The 14,619-nt window shown below is 69.8% G+C and carries 17 protein-coding genes, 4 tRNA genes and 1 pseudogene; 17 read left to right on the top strand and 5 right to left on the bottom strand.

The features are described 5' to 3' along the window. Nucleotides 1–22: 22 nt before the first annotated feature. Both E1294_RS28420 and E1294_RS28415 read right to left on the bottom strand, forming a co-directional pair. Entirely contained in the window at nucleotides 23–829 is an 807-nt protein-coding gene (locus E1294_RS28420) for an SGNH/GDSL hydrolase family protein (RefSeq protein ID WP_132513347.1), read from the bottom strand. After that, a complete protein-coding gene (locus E1294_RS28415) occupies nucleotides 816–1,247 on the bottom strand; it encodes a PadR family transcriptional regulator (RefSeq protein ID WP_132513345.1) in 432 nt (143 codons plus the stop codon). The genes E1294_RS28420 and E1294_RS28415 overlap by 14 nt, the downstream gene beginning before the upstream one ends. 72 nt (nucleotides 1,248–1,319) lie before the next feature. On the opposite strand from E1294_RS28415, the gene E1294_RS28410 reads away from it, so the two are divergent. Next, the gene (locus E1294_RS28410) at nucleotides 1,320–1,742 is read left to right on the top strand and encodes a nuclear transport factor 2 family protein (protein WP_132513343.1); all 423 of its coding nucleotides are present in this window, start codon (nucleotides 1,320–1,322) and stop codon (nucleotides 1,740–1,742) included. Between the two features lie 11 nt (nucleotides 1,743–1,753). Here the strand turns inward: E1294_RS28410 and E1294_RS28405 are convergent, their stop codons facing one another. Continuing rightward, entirely contained in the window at nucleotides 1,754–2,548 is a 795-nt protein-coding gene (locus tag E1294_RS28405) for a MerR family transcriptional regulator (RefSeq protein ID WP_132513341.1), read from the bottom strand. Between the two features lie 360 nt (nucleotides 2,549–2,908). Between E1294_RS28405 and E1294_RS28400 the strand changes: the two genes are divergently transcribed. The 15 genes from E1294_RS28400 to E1294_RS28340 all read left to right on the top strand — a co-directional run bounded on the left by E1294_RS28400 (nucleotide 2,909) and on the right by E1294_RS28340 (nucleotide 11,343). After that, a tRNA-Gly gene (locus E1294_RS28400) sits at nucleotides 2,909–2,983 on the top strand. Nucleotide 2,984: 1 nt separating this feature from the next. Further along, a tRNA-Leu gene (locus tag E1294_RS28395) sits at nucleotides 2,985–3,057 on the top strand. A 25-nt stretch (nucleotides 3,058–3,082) separates the two neighbouring features. Further along, nucleotides 3,083–3,155: transfer RNA gene (locus tag E1294_RS28390), tRNA-Glu, on the top strand. Nucleotides 3,156–3,173: 18 nt separating this feature from the next. After that, nucleotides 3,174–3,248, top strand: a tRNA-Arg gene (locus E1294_RS28385). Between the two features lie 121 nt (nucleotides 3,249–3,369). Further along, on the top strand, nucleotides 3,370–4,065 hold the full coding sequence (locus E1294_RS54780; RefSeq protein WP_132513339.1) for a hypothetical protein: 696 nt from the start codon (nucleotides 3,370–3,372) through the stop codon (nucleotides 4,063–4,065). A 256-nt stretch (nucleotides 4,066–4,321) separates the two neighbouring features. Then, nucleotides 4,322–4,759, top strand: coding sequence for a hypothetical protein (locus E1294_RS28375; protein WP_132513337.1), 438 nt, complete (start codon nucleotides 4,322–4,324; stop codon nucleotides 4,757–4,759). 105 nt (nucleotides 4,760–4,864) lie between these two features. Further along, nucleotides 4,865–5,425: a hypothetical protein gene (locus tag E1294_RS28370; protein ID WP_132513335.1), complete on the top strand. Its 561-nt coding sequence runs from the start codon at nucleotides 4,865–4,867 to the stop codon at nucleotides 5,423–5,425. Between the two features lie 9 nt (nucleotides 5,426–5,434). Continuing rightward, complete coding sequence (locus E1294_RS28365; RefSeq protein WP_132513333.1) at nucleotides 5,435–5,641, top strand: hypothetical protein; 207 nt, start codon at nucleotides 5,435–5,437, stop codon at nucleotides 5,639–5,641. Then, nucleotides 5,638–5,781, top strand: coding sequence for a hypothetical protein (locus E1294_RS53010; RefSeq protein WP_165977518.1), 144 nt, complete (start codon nucleotides 5,638–5,640; stop codon nucleotides 5,779–5,781). The genes E1294_RS28365 and E1294_RS53010 overlap by 4 nt, the downstream gene beginning before the upstream one ends. 17 nt (nucleotides 5,782–5,798) lie before the next feature. Further along, on the top strand, nucleotides 5,799–5,951 hold the full coding sequence (locus E1294_RS53005) for a hypothetical protein (RefSeq protein ID WP_165977517.1): 153 nt from the start codon (nucleotides 5,799–5,801) through the stop codon (nucleotides 5,949–5,951). 89 nt (nucleotides 5,952–6,040) lie between these two features. Beyond that, nucleotides 6,041–6,631, top strand: coding sequence for a hypothetical protein (locus E1294_RS28360; RefSeq protein WP_132513331.1), 591 nt, complete (start codon nucleotides 6,041–6,043; stop codon nucleotides 6,629–6,631). Between the two features lie 508 nt (nucleotides 6,632–7,139). Then, nucleotides 7,140–7,751 (top strand): TetR/AcrR family transcriptional regulator, encoded by a 612-nt coding sequence (locus E1294_RS28355; protein ID WP_165977516.1) that lies wholly within the window; start codon nucleotides 7,140–7,142, stop codon nucleotides 7,749–7,751. Further along, the gene (locus E1294_RS28350; protein WP_165977515.1) at nucleotides 7,748–8,239 is read left to right on the top strand and encodes an ester cyclase; all 492 of its coding nucleotides are present in this window, start codon (nucleotides 7,748–7,750) and stop codon (nucleotides 8,237–8,239) included. The genes E1294_RS28355 and E1294_RS28350 overlap by 4 nt, the downstream gene beginning before the upstream one ends. A gap of 82 nt (nucleotides 8,240–8,321) precedes the next feature. Then, complete coding sequence (locus tag E1294_RS28345) at nucleotides 8,322–9,839, top strand: MFS transporter (RefSeq protein ID WP_132513325.1); 1,518 nt, start codon at nucleotides 8,322–8,324, stop codon at nucleotides 9,837–9,839. Next, complete coding sequence (locus E1294_RS28340) at nucleotides 9,832–11,343, top strand: FAD-dependent monooxygenase (RefSeq protein ID WP_132513323.1); 1,512 nt, start codon at nucleotides 9,832–9,834, stop codon at nucleotides 11,341–11,343. The genes E1294_RS28345 and E1294_RS28340 overlap by 8 nt, the downstream gene beginning before the upstream one ends. Nucleotides 11,344–11,516: 173 nt before the next feature. On the opposite strand, the pseudogene E1294_RS28335 reads toward E1294_RS28340, so the two are convergent. Together E1294_RS28335 and E1294_RS28330 are read right to left on the bottom strand one after the other, a co-directional pair. After that, nucleotides 11,517–12,339: pseudogene (locus E1294_RS28335) on the bottom strand (IS5 family transposase). Nucleotides 12,340–12,548: 209 nt separating this feature from the next. Beyond that, nucleotides 12,549–14,288, bottom strand: a complete 1,740-nt coding sequence (locus E1294_RS28330; protein ID WP_132513321.1) for an IS1634 family transposase — start codon at nucleotides 14,286–14,288, stop codon at nucleotides 12,549–12,551. Nucleotides 14,289–14,416: 128 nt separating this feature from the next. On the opposite strand from E1294_RS28330, the gene E1294_RS28325 reads away from it, so the two are divergent. Beyond that, nucleotides 14,417–14,619: helix-turn-helix domain-containing protein (locus E1294_RS28325; RefSeq protein WP_165977514.1), on the top strand; the 203-nt coding region annotated here is incomplete at its 3' end.

The raw sequence follows: 14,619 nt of genomic DNA, 5'->3' as shown, positions 1-14,619 counted from the left end.
GCCCAAAGTGCTCATCGACTGACTACTTTGTTCTCTCTTCAGGTAAGGAAACCTGCGTACCGACGGGCAGCAGCTCCGGGCGTTTGGCGGTGCGGTGGTCACCGGAGGAGCGGCCGCGCAGGCGCCTGCCGGCCCAGGGGCCGAGGAAGCCGGCGACCCAGCGCAGCTCGGCGCCCACGGCGCGCCACCTGGACACGGCGGGCTCGGGCGGCAGGGAATGTGTCCATGCATCGCTGCTGCCGGGCAACTCCAGCGCGTGGGCGACGGCCGCGGCGATGCGTTCGTGCCCGAGCGGGCCGGCGTGCAGCCGGTCGGGGCTCCACAACCGGGCGTCCGTGACGACCGGGTGGTGGGCGGTCTCGGCGACGACGACCCCGTGGCGGCCGGCGGCGGCGCGGATGCGCTGGTTGAGCGCGGCGGCCCGCGGGCCGAACGGCCGGGCGAGCGGGGTGATCCGCGCCAGGTCGGGGAAGGTGAGGGTGGCCACGCGGGCGCCCTGGGCGGTGAGCGCGGCGAACATCGCCTCCAGGTGGCCGCCCACCTCGTCGGCGTCGAACCGGGGCCGGAGCAGGTCGTTGACCCCGGCGACGACGGTGGCCAGGTCGGGGCGGAGGGCGAGGGCCGGTCCGAGTTGTTCGGCGTGGACCTGGGCGGCCACGCGTCCGCGCACGGCCAGGTTGGCGTACTGGAGACCGGGGCAGGCGGCCGCGAGCTGCTCGGCCAGCCGGTCGGCCCATCCCCGCAGGCCGTTGACGTCGTCGCCGTCGCCGAGCCCTTCGGTCTGGCTGTCGCCCAGGGCGACGTAACGCAGGTGGTCACCGTCGCGCATGCGCGGTCCGCCTCTCTTCCAGGATCGCCGCGCTCCGGCGGCACCAGTCACGATTGCCCTGCTCGAACGCGATGCCGCGCAGGCACGTCAGGTAGGGGCCGATGCGTTCGCCGTGGCGCAGGAACTCCTTCTCGCTCATGCCGCCGCGCATCTCCCGCAGCAGGCCGCCGAGCAGCTCGATCTTGGCGTCGGCGAACGCGGCCCGCTCCGTGAGCTGCTCGATGAGCGTGCCGGCGGCGACGCGGTCAGCGGCCTGGACCTTCACGAGCAGGTCGTCGGGGATGAACGAGGGTTTGCCGGCGCTCGCCGCGAACCGCTCCAGCTCGGCCGGCCCGGCGTCGGTCACGGTGAACAGGCGCTTGTTGGGCCGGGTGTCCTGCACCACCTCCCGGCCGCTGACCAGCCCGTCCCGCTCCAGCCGGGTGAGCTACGAACGCCGCCATGATACTCAAGAAACTGACTATTCACATTGTTACTAGGAAGGACGGCTATGACTGCCGCCGACCGTTTCAGGGCCGCCGTCGAGCGGCGCGACCTCGCCGCGCTGGACGAGCTGTTCACCGACGGCGTCCGCCTCTACAGCCCGGTGAAGTTCACCCCCTTCGAGGGCAAACCGGTGGTGCTGGGGCTGTTCGGCGTGCTGCTGCGCGTCTTCGAGGACTTCCGGTACGTCGGCCGGCTCGACGGCGCCGCCCAGCCCGCCGCCGACGGCGCCGAGACCCCGTCGATCGTCCTGGTCTTCCAGGCCACCGTGCGCGGCAGGCAGATCCACGGCATCGACCTCATCCACCTGGACGAGGCCGGGCTGATCAAGGAGTTCACGGTGATGGTGCGCCCGCAGTCCGCGGTCGAGGCGCTGGGCGAGGCGGTCCTCGACGGCCTCGTCGCCGACGGCTTCGTACCGGCGCGCTGAGCTCCCGCGCGCTACCCGGCCGTCGCGGACGTGCCGGCGTCCTTCGCGACCCCGGTCGCGATGATCCCGATCGCCTGGCGCACGGCCTCGGCCTGCGCCGGAGCCAGCCCGTCGAGGAACGGGTCGAGCAGCGCCGGATCCCACCCGTGCGCACCCAGCCCGGAATCGGCCAGCAGGTGCTCCATGCTGTAGTCGGCGAGCGACCGGGCCAGCGGCGCGACCCTGGGGTCGCCGGGCTCGGCGTCGGCCAGTTCGTCCAGCCTGCGGTAGAACTCGTGCCCGATGGCCGTCACCTCCGGATCGGCGGCCAGCGACTCCAGCTGCACGAAGGCGCGCCTCCTGCCGGGCTCGGCGGCCACGCTGTCCATCAGCACCAGCAGCTCGCGGTCCCACGCCGCCGCCTTCGACTCGGGCAGGCTTACCACGCGCAGGAACGCCAGCAGGTCGGGCGAGGCGGTGTCGTCGGGGCCCAGCGACCCCGCCTCGGCCCGTCTGAGCACCTCCGCCAGCTTCGCTCGCCGCTCCCGGATCTCCCTTTCCTGCCTGGCCAGATCCGCGTCGATCTCGGCCAGGACCTCGGTCAGCTCCCTCGACCGGTCGTCGGCGACCACGTCTCGTGCCTCGTCCAGGCTCAGCCCGAGCTGGACGAGGCGGCGTACGCGGGCGAGGGCGACGGCGTCGCGCATGCCGTAGTGGCGGTAGCCGTTGGCTCGGCGCGGCGGCTCCGGCAGGACGCCCTGTTGGTGGTAGTGGCGCACCGTCCGGGTCGACACCCCGAGCAGCGCGGCCAGCTCTCCGATCCGCATACCCCTAGTAAAGCCGCTGACGCCGGGCCGCGCCCACCGGCCACGGCGGAAACCATATCGGCGGCCGGTACGTCTGAATAAATGAGTGGCACCCGCCGGCGATCGCCGGTTAATGTTTACTCCGTCGAGATCGGAAACGTCAGGAAAGGCCAGTCATGCGATACGCGGTCACCACCCTGGAGCAGGAACGGCGCAGCTGCCGCCGACTTGCGGTGCTCGGCTGCGGACTGGCCGGGCAAGCTTCTGGATAAATTATCGCCACGCGCATCCAGAGGCCGCCGGATCCCATCGGGCGGCCTTTTCTCTTGCCCATGCCCGCCTGCGGGCCGACGCCCTTTGACAATTCCATGAGCGCATCACGCCGCAGAGGCCGAACGGGTAAGGCAGCTGGCTTCCACCCAGCAGGACGGGGTTCGAGCCCCCGCTGCGGCTCCACGCGTCCGTAGCCCAACGGGAGAGGCGCCGGCCTCAGGAGCCGGGTGTTGCGGGTTCGAATCCCGCCGGACGTACGAACCTCGATGTGTTTCGAGGCAGGCCCCGTTGGTCTAGCGGTCAGGACGCCCGGCTTTCACCCGGGAGAACACCGGTTCAAATCCGGTACGGGGTGCTACCAGTATTTTTTCCCGGCCCTATAGCTCAATGGAGAGAGCGCCGGCCTACGAAGCCGGGTCCGTTGCAGGTTCGAATCCTGCTGGGGCCACTATTCACCAGCGAGAAGCGTCCGCCCGACCTGCGGTAACAGCTTGCCCGTACACGTCCGCATATGCCACCGTGTGCCAGCTCCGGCCCCTGGATGCCGCCGGGTGCGGAACATACGCGGAATGATCTTGCCGTCGCATCCGCCTCTCCACAAGCGCGGCGCAGTGGTGACAGCGGCCAGCGCGGGCCGCCCACGACAGACCCAGCGCGGCATCTCGCAGCGCGCCGCGCATGTCGGAGCGCGCCCAGAAAGACACCCGCACACTGCATGCCCGGCACCTACCCACCCGCGCACGTCGCGCATCGCCTGGCAGCGCGTCACCACCGTCTCGGATGGGCCCGACCTGCTGGCCGGGCCGTCGCGGGCGCTCATTGCCGCGTCCGTACCGCGGGGCATGCGCCGGGCCGGCTCGCAGCGGGAGTGGCTGCGAACCCTCAAGGAGGACGCGGAGGTCCTGGATCTCCGCTGCGACGGCTACGCCAACCTGCTGCGGATCGCGAACCTGATCGCGTGGGCCGCCGACTGGGCCACGATGTGTTCCCGGCCGACGCTCGCGCGACTGATCGAGGTGACTGGCCTGGCAACAGCGACTGTGAAGCGGTGGGTGCGATGGCTCAGGCAGCACGGCTGGCTTGGCGTCGTCGAGCAGGGCAGCACCTGCCGGTTCCGCAAGGGCACCATGGCTGGTCTGGTCGATGACGGGCTTGGCAACCGCGCCGCCGTGTGGGTGTTGGCCGTGCCGCGCCGCTCGCGCGCCGAACGCCTCCGCGACCGCAATGATCAAGACCGTCGGCGTGCTGACCTGCGGACCAGATAAGTGAACCCCCCTCTGTGTCTCTCCCTGAGAGACACAGAGTCGATCCCACGCGCACGCGCGAGGACCTCTGCCGCTCACGTGATCACTCCCGGATTTCGCCGACATGGAGCCTGCACGCCACGCCACGGACGAAACGAGATCGACTCGCCATGTGCGAAAGACTCCGGCAGGAGCGGCCCGTGCTGCGGCTGATGACGGCCTGGTACCTGCGCTGGCTGCTCAAACCCATCATCGACGCCGGGGGACGACGGCCGACGTGCTGCACGCCCTGGACGTGCGCGGCGATGGCACCCCATGGACGTACACATGGTCGAGCGTGACCGAGATCCGGCATCCGGCGGGCTGGGTGCGTCACCGGCTGTCGGCGCGGATCGGGCCGGACGGCCGGGTGCTGCCGTTGCCGTCGCGCTGCCGGGCTGAGGCCGACGCTCGGCGGCGCGCTGAGCAAGAGGCCCGGCGGCGGGAGTGGGAAGCGATGGCGCGAGCCGCCGGCCGGGTGTCGTCGCCGCGTCCTGCTATGGAGGACACCGCCGCAGGGGCGGGTCTCGAGACCGTGGTGTCGCCGCCTGCTGCTCCAGCGGAGCCGTCCGACGAGTACCGGGCGGTTCGGGCGGAGATGGAGCGTCGGCGTCGGGAGAAGGAGGTGGTTGAGATGGCGATGCTCGCCGCTTGGCAGGCGCGGAGGTCGGCGTGATAGGCGCGCGCCGGTGGGCGGCCAACAGGCAAAACACCCCGCGTCGGCGAGGATCTGGGAAGGGCTGAGGGCGCCGATCTGGTCGGCGGGGATGCGGGTGGGCAGATGCATGGCGTCTCCTTGTTGCGGGCCGCCGGCGCCCGCCCGGAACACGCGCTTGATGCCGTCGCGGTCGCCGTCGCCGCCGTCATGCAGCCGGTCACGGGCCACGACTTCTACTACCTGCTGCCCGGCATCGCCAACGACGTGCAGACCGAGGCGCACGGCTGGCTCCGCCTGCACCACGACATCGATCCGTATGTCCAGCCGATCGACTACGCCGCCCTCTCCGACGAGCAGGTGGCCGGGATGCTCGACCACGTCGCGAAGTTCGCCCGCGTCTACGGCTGGTACGCGGACCGAATTGTTGGCGGAACCGCCAACGAGACCTGGAGACCGGCCGGAAACGTTTTGAGCCGAACCCATCGCCACATGGGTCCGGCTCACCTACCAGCTAAGAACCCCCACCACCAAGAGGGAGAACGTGACCAGTTCTCCCAAGATAGCTCACCGCGCGGGCCACACCGCAACCCCAGCGACCGATCACAACGGGAGACGCACGTGTTCGACGACTACGGCACCGACCAGGAAGCCATCGAGACTCAATGGCGCGACGCCGATCTTTAGCAGTACGAGATGGAGCGGCGCGGCAACTACCTCGCCGCCCTCCGCGCCAAGGGCGTGTGCACGCGCAGCTCGGGCGTGATGTACCGCGATCCGCCCGTCTACCAGGCGCAGGTCGGCCTGAAGCCGGGCCAGTCCCGCTGCACCGAGGGCACCGGCGGCTGCACGTTCGTCGCTGACCCCGACGCCGAGTGGTATGCCGCCCAGGACGCGCTGTGACCGCTCTCTTCGACCTCGACGCGCCCTGTCCCAAGTGCGGCGCCGCTGCGGGCCAGCAGTGTGCCGACGCCTGCGTGCTCATGCAGGACCCGGCCGACTGGTTCGACAACGGGATCTCCGACGCTGACCCCGGCCTGTGACGAAGGGAAGCCCTTGAATGCCTGACTGGATCCGCGACCAGCTCGTGAACCTGGCCGCCTACCTCGGGTCCGTGATCGAGGACCCGGCCGCTGACGAGGCATTCGCACTGCGGCACGCCCACGAGGACCTGACGCGCATCCTCGCCGATGACGAGTCGGACAGCCGGTGACCCGGCTCGCACCGCTCGTGCCGGGCGCTGCTGCGCGTCCGCCGCTCCAGCATCACACCTACTCAGCCTGACCCGAACGGGAGCAGTAGGTGAACCTCACCTCGAAGATCGACGCCTGCGTGGCGCTCATCGAACACCCGAACACCCCCGAGCCGGAGCGGGAAGCAGCCCGCCGCCTGCTGGAGCGGCTCAAGCGCCGCGCCCAGCAGGATGGCCGAGACGCTAGCAGCACGTCGGAGGAGTGGAGCGGCTACTACCGGCTCCCGACCGTCCAGTACGGCGCGAAGTACGAGAAGTGGCGGCCGTCCGCCGAACTAGCCAAGCTGATCCGCGCGGACATCGCCCTCGCCCGAAAGCTTGGCCGCCAGCCGGGCCGGCCGGGCGAGATGAAGATACTGGACCCGATCGGCGACGCCCCGGCCAGCATCGAGTTCTCCGTCCGCAAGGAGTACTACGCCGGAGGCCGGGCGATCCACATCACCATCACGGGCGTGCCCGCCGACTGGTGGATCGACAAGAAAGACCCCTACCACCGGGACTACACCTGGCGGGCACCGGGGCTGCAACTCGCCGCGTTGCGGGGACGCGCTCAAGGACATCACGTGGGCGTACAACTACGACGGCTCCGACTCCATGGTCGATTACTTCCACCGCAACTTCTACGACCACTACCGGGCTGACGGCCACGGCGATTCCCGACAGAGTCAAGCTGAGGGCGGTGGTCACGGCAAGCACCGCGGCGGCGGCCGCGTCGAACAGGTCCAGCGCGCCGTCGACGCCGGCGGCGTGCGCGGCCCGGCGCTCTTCCTGGGCCTTCTGCTTGCAGGTCTTGCCGTCTTCCCAGACGCGGTCGGGTGGGCCGTAGTACTCGCGGGGCCAGCCGGAGCCGGTGTAGGCCCAGCAGGGCTCCGGCCGGCGGCCGCTCGCCGTGGGCCAGGGCCTGGCGCAGGGCGGCCAGGTGCTCCTGGACCAGAAACACACCAGCCACCTGGCCCAACTCGAACCAGCCCTGTCCGCCTGAATCGAGGTAACCGGCAATAGTCCTTCAGGGGGACAGCGGTTGATGGTGCCGGTGACGCTTGCTACGCTACAGAAGTAGCCGCTACTTTTGTAGTTGGTTCTTCGTTGAATGCGACGTGCCCTGTCGCTGTGCCGGTACCAGGGCGCGCGGCCGGAGGGCGGATCGTCATGACATCTCTCAACATCGAGCGCCGGGCGCGGCTGTGCGACGCCGCGATCGAGATCGTGGCCAGGGCAGGGCTACGCGGGCTGACCCACCGGGCCGTGGACGCCGAAGCCGGCGTCCCACCCGGCACCGCCTCACGCTACTTCCGCACCCGCGAAGCGCTGGTACGCGGCGTGGTCGAGCGGGTCAGGCAGGTGCAGTTCGCCAAGCTGCGCGATCTTCAGCTCCACCTGCCGGACCGCACCCGCCTTCCCGAGGCCGTCACACGGCTGGCCGGCGAGGTCCTGACCGTTGACCGGTCCCAGCAGCTGGTCTTGCACGAGCTGTTCATCGAGAGCACGCGACAGCCGTGTCTCGGCCGCCTGCTGACCGAGACGGTCACCGCGCTGGAGGAACTCCTCATCGAGGTCTGCCACGCCGCGGGCATCACCCTGTCCAGTCGTGACGCCCTGCTGCTGGTGACGCTGTGCCACGGCATCGTGTTCACCGTGCTGACCACCAGGCCCGATGCGTACGACGACCTGGATGGGCTGGTGCGCACCGGGGTGGAGCGCATCATGGCCCCCTACCTTCACCCTGCGGCTTCCGCGGCCGACGCCGGGGGTCGGCGGTGAGCGAGGAGCCCAGGAACACAGATCCCAGCGCGGTCGTGCGCCGGTTCGTCGAAGCGTTCCAGGCGGGCGGCCAGGTCGAGGTGGGCGAGGAGCTACTCGCCACCGGCTTCCGCAACCACACGCCGGACCCCGGTTCGCCCGGCGACCGGGACGGGGTGCTGGCCTGGTTCGCGATGTTGCACGCCGGCGTGCCGGATCTGCGGGTGGAGCTCCATGACATGGTGGCCGACGGCGATCGGGTCGCCACCCGCAAGACCTTCCACGGCACCCACCGGGGTGAGCTGATGGGCGTCCCGCCGTCAGGGCGGCGGCTGGCGATCGAGGTCATCGACGTCGTCCGGGTGCGCGACGGGCAGATCGTGGAGCACTGGAACGCCGTGGACCGGCTGGCGATCCTGCGGCAGCTCGGTCCGGCGAGCCTGCTGCGCGCCGGACTCCGCCGTGCCACCACCGCGCTCGCCACGGCGCTGGGACACAGGCCCCGCTGAACGGCGCCCGGAGCGACTGTCCACCATCTCTTGCCGCCGCTGCCAACGCGCGCCGCCATCTGGACCCATGCCCTAAGGAGCCATGCCATTGCCATCGGACACCACACCCTGTCCCCAGGTCACGCCTCTTCCATGCCGAACGCCGCGGCGCGGCGGTCGGCGCCGACTGGCGCTGGTCACGATCTGTCTCGCTCAGCTGATGGTGGTGGTCGACGGCACCATCGTGAACGTCGCACTCCCCAGCCTGACGGCGGATCTCATGATCTCCACCGCCGACCGACAGTGGGTCGTGACCGCCTACATGCTGGCATTCGGCGGCCTGCTGCTGCTCGGCGGCCGCTTCGCCGATCGGTTCGGCCGTAAACGGATGCTCATGGTCGGCCTTACCGGGTTCGCCTTCGCGTCCGCGCTCGGTGGTGCGGCCGACAGCCTGGAAGCGCTCCTGGCCGCGCGAGCCGGCCAGGGAGCCTTTGGCGCGCTTCTCGCGCCGACCGCGCTGTCACTGCTGTCCACGGCCTTCCCCGACCCCGGCGATCGCCGCCGCGCGTTCGGCATCTACGGCGCGGTCGCTGGAGGCGGCTCGGCGCTGGGGCTGCTGCTGGGCGGCGTGCTCACTCAGCACCTGACCTGGAGGTGGTGCATGCTCATCAACGTGCCCGTCGCGGCGCTCGCGCTGCTGTGCGCCGCCCCGCTACCGCGGGAGCACCGCGTCAAGGGCGGCAGGCCACGTGTCGACATCCCCGGAGCCATCCTGGTCACAGGTGGGTTAGTCACGATCGTCTACGGCTTCACCAGGGCCGAAGGGGACGGTTGGGGCGCCGCGGGCACACTCGCGCTGCTCGGGACCGGCGTCGCGCTTCTACTGCTCTTCGTCCTGATCGAAAAGCGCGTGCCCAGCCCGCTGCTGCCGCTCCGGACCATCATGCACTCGACTCGGGCGGGCGCGAACCTGTCGGTACTGCTGGCCGTCGCCGGCATGTTCGCTGTCTTCTTCTTCCTCAACTTCTACCTGCAGGACGTCAAGGCCTGGTCACCGATGGTGACCGGGGCGGCGTTCCTGCCGATGACCGGGGCCGTGCTAATTGCCTCCCTGCTGGCCGGCAGCCGGTTGCCGACACGGGTGCCGCCCCGCGTGGTGATCAGCCTGAGCGCGCTGATCGCCGCGATTGGCATGGTGCTGCTGAGCAGGCTGGACGTCACCAGCGGCTACGGCCACGTGCTGGCTGCCCTGATTGCGATCGGGTTCGGGATGGGCGGAGTGCTGACCTCGGCCATCGACACCGCCACCCATGGGGTCGACCCGCGCGATGCGGGGGTCGCCGGCGCGACGGTGAACGCCGCCTTCCAGGTCGGTGGGTCCCTGGGGACCGCGCTGCTCAACACGATCGCGGCGAGTGCGACATCCGATTACCTCAGCACCCGCGTCTCGAGCCCGGCGCGGCGGATCGACGCCCTCGTGCACGGCTACGGGGTCGCCTCCTGGTGGGGCGCGGGCATCCTCGCCGCCGCCGGCCTCGTCGCACTGTTTCTCATCAACGTGGCCGGACCTGCCACAACACGGCAGGCGGCCCGAGTCGATACGGAGTCACACCATGCCTGAACCGTCCGTTCTCGTTGTCGGAGCCGGTCCCACGGGGCTGACGGTCGCGGCCGAGCTGGCCCTGGCCGGGGTATCCTGCCGGGTCCTGGAGCAGCGCGCCGAAACCTCCGACCTGACCCGGGCGTTCGGGGTGAGCGCACGCACCATGGAGCTCCTGGACCTGCGGGGACTCGCCGACGACCTGCTCGCCCAAGCCCTCCCCATCACCGGGATGCGGTTCCGCCTCGGAACGACGGCGTTCTCGGCCGACTTCCGCCATCGCGAGAGCCGCTTCCCGGTCATGGCCAACGTAGCCCAGCAGCGCACCGAGCGGCTGCTGGCCGCCCATGCCGCCAAGCTGGGCGTGGAGATCGTCCGGGGCGCGGAGATCATCGCACTGCGCCAGAACGATACCGGCGTCGAGGTGGAGGTCACCAGCCCTGCGGGAACCCGTACCGAACGGGCCGACTACCTGATTGGCTGTGACGGAGCCCACAGCACCGTGCGGCGACTGCTGGGCGTCGGCTTCGCCGGCGCGAGCTACGACACCTCCATCCTGCTGGCCGACCTCAAGTTGCGGGAGTTGGGCAGCCAGGATGTTCTCAGCAGGACCTATGTCGACCGAGACGGGCTCGCGGTGTTCGGCAGCTTCCAGGACGGCTGGACCCGAGCCGTCATCTGGGACCGGCAGCAGGCCCACCTCCCGGTCGGCCAGCCGGTGCGCGCCGAGGAGGTGCGCGGTGCCCTGCGCCGTATCGCCGGCTCCGACCTCGGCATGGGGCAGATGCGCTGGTCCACCAGGTTCCGCAGCGAGCGGCGACTGGCACGGCGTTACCAGGTCGGGCGGGTGATGCTGGCCGGCGACGCCGCCCACGTCTTCTCACCCTTCCTCGGGCTGGGCATGAACACCGGGATCCAGGACGCGATGAACCTCGGCTGGAAGCTCGCCGCCCAGGTCAACGGCTGGGCCAGCCCCTGGCTGCTCGGCTCCTACCAGCAGGAGCGGTTCCCCATCGGCCGGCAACTGGTCCACCTCACCGACCTGCTACAACACACCCTTGTCACGCCTCCGGCCGTGCTGCGGCCCCTCCGCTCCCTGGTGTGGCCGTTGGTGCTGGGCCACTCCCGGTCGCGGGCCACACTCCAGCGACAGGTCGCCGGCCTCGCCGTCGCCTACGCACCGGCGGCGCGGCAGCGGGCCCACCGATGGGTGGGGCAACGCGTGCCCGATCTCGCCGTGGGCGGGTCCCGGCTGTTCGCGGCACTGCGCTCGGGCCGGTTCGTACTGCTGGATCGCACCGGCGAGGTGGCCGCCACCGCACGGGACCGATGGACCGACCGTCTCGATGCCCTCCATGTCCCGGATCCCTGGCCAGCCGGCTGGCCAGCCGTCCTGCTGATCCGGCCGGACGGGTATGTCGCCTGGGCCGCCCAGGAACCCCTGTCCGCCAGCCAACTCCCGCACGCCCATCAGGTCCTCCAGGACTGGTGCGGTCGTCCGGCCACCTCTGGTCGCCCTCGGTGACCCGGTGCCGGCCCGCGGCGGGAGAAGCCGGGCGCCGCCGGGGAGCCAGCCGTGCTCGACGTCTCCCCTCCGGGCGGTCTGACCCGGCTGCTGCCGGGGGACGATGGAGCGGGTCGGATCCAGCTGGCTGTCGAACTAAGTGCGTGTTTGAGGCGATCGTTTGCAGCAGGATTTCAGTCGCAGATGTAGCGCGATTGGCGTTGGGCAGGGCTTCCTCGGGTGAGGCGGCGAGCCATGCCAGCGATAGCGGCCCAGCGGATGATCGCCTCGGAGACAGCCGGGTCCCGTTCGTAGTCACGAGCCAATCGGCGGCAGGCGGTCAGCCAGGCCAGCGTCCGCTCCACCACCCAACGGCGGGAGATGACGCTGAAGCCGCGCTGGTCAGCAGGCTTGCGTACGATTTCCAGGGTGGTGCGCAGGGTGTCGCGGGCCCAGTCCACCAGGCGTCCGGCGAAGCCCTGGTCGGCGAAGACGTACCGGATCGGGGTGGTCAGGTACGCCGACAGCAGGGCGGTCTTGGCGCCGTCGCGGTCCTGCCAACTGGCCGCCAGCACTGTGACGGATGAGCAGGCCGGTGGTGTCGGTGATGATGAACCGCTTGCGACCGTTGACCTTCTTGCCTGCGTCGTAGCCGCGGCTGTCGCGGCCGACGGTGTCGGCGCCCTTGACGCTCCGCGAGTCGATGATTGCCGCTGACGGCTCGTCCTCGCGACCAGCCTGGCGGCGGGCCTTGATGCGCAGCTCGGCCAGCAGCGCTTCGGTTGCGCCAGCTTGTTCCCACTGCTGGAACTACCAGTACACGGTCTGCCAGGGCGGCAGGTCGGTGGGCAGGTACCGCCACGGGCAGCCCGAGCGCACCACGTACAGGATCGCGTTGACGATCTCCCGGCGCGGATGCTTCTCCGGACGGCCGCTGGTGTTCGGCTCGGGCAGAAGCTGCTCGATCAGCTCCCACTGCGTGTCGGTTAGGTCCGAAGGGTAGCGATTCGGGGGCATCCGGCCACCCTGACGGCATCCACACCGCCCGTCACGCCGCCACACCGAACACGAATGATCTTCTCAAACACGCACTAAGAGCACCCCGAGTTTCGCAGTTGGTGGGCAGACGAGAGTTCTGAATTGGGTGCTTGGCCTGGGGAAACGGGCGTGAAAGGGCTCCGTGTCGTGTGTCCACACCTCTGTGAAGTGTTTCTCCTGGTCGAGGGCTATTCGGCGGGTTGCAGACCGCTCATCTTTGGCGGCAATGCCACGGCGCAGTCCTTGTAGAGCTGGGCCTGAGACGGGGTGAGCTTGGTGGTCTGCTGGAGCCGACCGGCCGGGCCGGACAGGGTGACCTGATGCACGCGCCCCAGCTCGCGGTTGATGGAGGGCCAGGTCTGCCCGGTGCGGCGTTCGGCGACGCGGATGAGCAGCAGCGCCAGCCAGCACAACAGCACGTGCGCGACGATGCGTTCGTCCAGCCTGTGATAGACGGGCCGCAGATCCAAGGTCGTCTTCATCGTGCGGAAGGCCGCCTCGGCCTGGAGCAGGTTCTTGTAACCGAGCGCGATGTCCTCGGGGCTCAGGTCCGGGTCAGAGGTGGCGATCAGGTACTTACCGTCGTAGTTAGCCTCAGCCTTGACCTTCGCCGCATCGATGGACAGGCGGCCGGTTGTCGGGTGCTGCTTGAGCCACCGGCCTAACGACGGGTGATCGCGCAGGGCGCACTCGGCCTTGCGGTGCGGCGCGTCCGATGGCCTGGGAGTCTTCTTCTTGCCCTGCTGGGCGGCCTTGGCCTTCGCCTTGGCGGCATGGGCGGTGCGGGCGGCGGCGATGCGGTCCAGTTCCGCGGTGATCGCTTGTAGTTGCACCTGGCGGCGGGCCTGGTCGCGTTCGGCCTCGATGGGGTTGTGGCAGATGATCCATCGCCGGCCCTGGTCAGCGGCGAGTTTGACCTCTTTGACCCGCAGGTTGTCTCGCACCTGCAGGTAGCGGCCCTGGCGGGACATTGCCTCGCGGGACTCGGCCGAGCCGTCGCGCATCTTGACGCCGCAGATGTAGTGGCCGCCGGCGCGTTGCAGGTAGGCCATGTTCTCGCGGGAGGAGAAGCCGGAGTCGACCACGGTGACCACCCGGCCCAGCCGCCAGTCTCGCAGGTCGTCCTTGACCTGCTCGAGCACCGTCATGTCGTTGGTGTTGCCGGGCCAGACCCAGCAGCGCACCGGGATGCCCTCGCGGGTGACGGCCAGCCCGATGACGATCTGTGGCAGGTCCCGGCGGTGGTCCTTGGAGTGCCCGAACCGGCGCAGCCCTGGCTCGTCATCGGTGTCGGGTTCTGGTTCGCCGTCGCGCTCGAAGTAGGTGGAGGTGGAGTCGAAAAGGATCAGGTCCACCTCGAGGTTGAGCAGGTTGGCGGCGGCGAAGAACACCGCCTGCTGCACCTCGCTCTGGGCGTCGGCGCCGGCCAGCAGGTCCATCGCTCGCATCGCCTGGTCCTTGTCGGCGTGGTCCAGGCCGGGGATGGCGACGGTGTGGGTGATCCACTCGGCCGCGGCGAGCTTGGAGGAGGGCGCCACAGCGCGGTTGGCGACCAGCGCGAAGATGATCCGTTCGATGTCGGTGCGGAACCGACGCGGTCCCAGCACCTTCGCCAGCGCCTTGTCCACCTCCAGCGTGTGCCACAGCTGGTCCAGCAGCCAGATCGCCCCGAACGGGCGGGCCTGTTCCACGGTCAGCGGCCCGGTCTCGGTCCCGAGCGGCAGGGTGACGTCGTCTTCGTCGCCGAGGTAGCGGTTGATCGAGGCGACCAGCCGGCGCAGCGCCGCGACGTCGAGTTTGTCCTCGCGGCCCAGGTTGACCAGCACCTCGGCCTGGGTAGTGCCGTTGAGGCGGCGGTTGTTGGCCAGTTGCAGATACCGGACCACGCTGCCGTCGCCATTGCGTCGCTGCGTCTTGCGCAGATACATGCCCGCATCATGCCGTATAAGGCACAGCAATGCAGCCGGATCGCGAACAGTCGTGTGCCCACACTTTCGCGCTCCGAAAGTTATCCACAACCGTGTTGACCAGCGCCTACATCAGACGATCAAGCCTCATGTGCCCACGGACTGCGAAACTCGGGAGCACCACACGGATCGACCCGGTCGACCGGCAGATCGGCGCCGCCGTACGCACCTTGCGTATGCGCCGCGGGCTCACCATGCGCGCCTGCGCCGAGCTGTGCGGCAACGGCGAGGAGTGGCTGCGCCTGATCGAGTCCGGCCGCCGGCCGCTGGACCGGCTGTCCACCGTCACCAC

The sequence above is a fragment of the Nonomuraea diastatica genome, assembly GCF_004349015.1.
GTDB lineage: Bacteria > Actinomycetota > Actinomycetes > Streptosporangiales > Streptosporangiaceae > Nonomuraea > Nonomuraea diastatica.
This window is presented reverse-complemented; position numbering and strand designations above follow the sequence as displayed.

Coding starts and splice junctions, on each gene's coding strand:
- E1294_RS28340 (WP_132513323.1), top strand. CDS start 9,832: ATGCCTGAACCGTCCGTTCTCGTTGTCGGAGCCGGTCCCACGGGGCTG.
- E1294_RS28345 (WP_132513325.1), top strand. CDS start 8,322: ATGCCATTGCCATCGGACACCACACCCTGTCCCCAGGTCACGCCTCTT.
- E1294_RS28410 (WP_132513343.1), top strand. CDS start 1,320: ATGACTGCCGCCGACCGTTTCAGGGCCGCCGTCGAGCGGCGCGACCTC.
- E1294_RS28365 (WP_132513333.1), top strand. CDS start 5,435: ATGGAGCGGCGCGGCAACTACCTCGCCGCCCTCCGCGCCAAGGGCGTG.
- E1294_RS28355 (WP_165977516.1), top strand. CDS start 7,140: ATGACATCTCTCAACATCGAGCGCCGGGCGCGGCTGTGCGACGCCGCG.
- E1294_RS54780 (WP_132513339.1), top strand. CDS start 3,370: ATGATCTTGCCGTCGCATCCGCCTCTCCACAAGCGCGGCGCAGTGGTG.
- E1294_RS28330 (WP_132513321.1), bottom strand. CDS start 14,288: ATGTATCTGCGCAAGACGCAGCGACGCAATGGCGACGGCAGCGTGGTC.
- E1294_RS28405 (WP_132513341.1), bottom strand. CDS start 2,548: ATGCGGATCGGAGAGCTGGCCGCGCTGCTCGGGGTGTCGACCCGGACG.
- E1294_RS53005 (WP_165977517.1), top strand. CDS start 5,799: ATGCCTGACTGGATCCGCGACCAGCTCGTGAACCTGGCCGCCTACCTC.
- E1294_RS28420 (WP_132513347.1), bottom strand. CDS start 829: ATGCGCGACGGTGACCACCTGCGTTACGTCGCCCTGGGCGACAGCCAG.
- E1294_RS28370 (WP_132513335.1), top strand. CDS start 4,865: ATGCATGGCGTCTCCTTGTTGCGGGCCGCCGGCGCCCGCCCGGAACAC.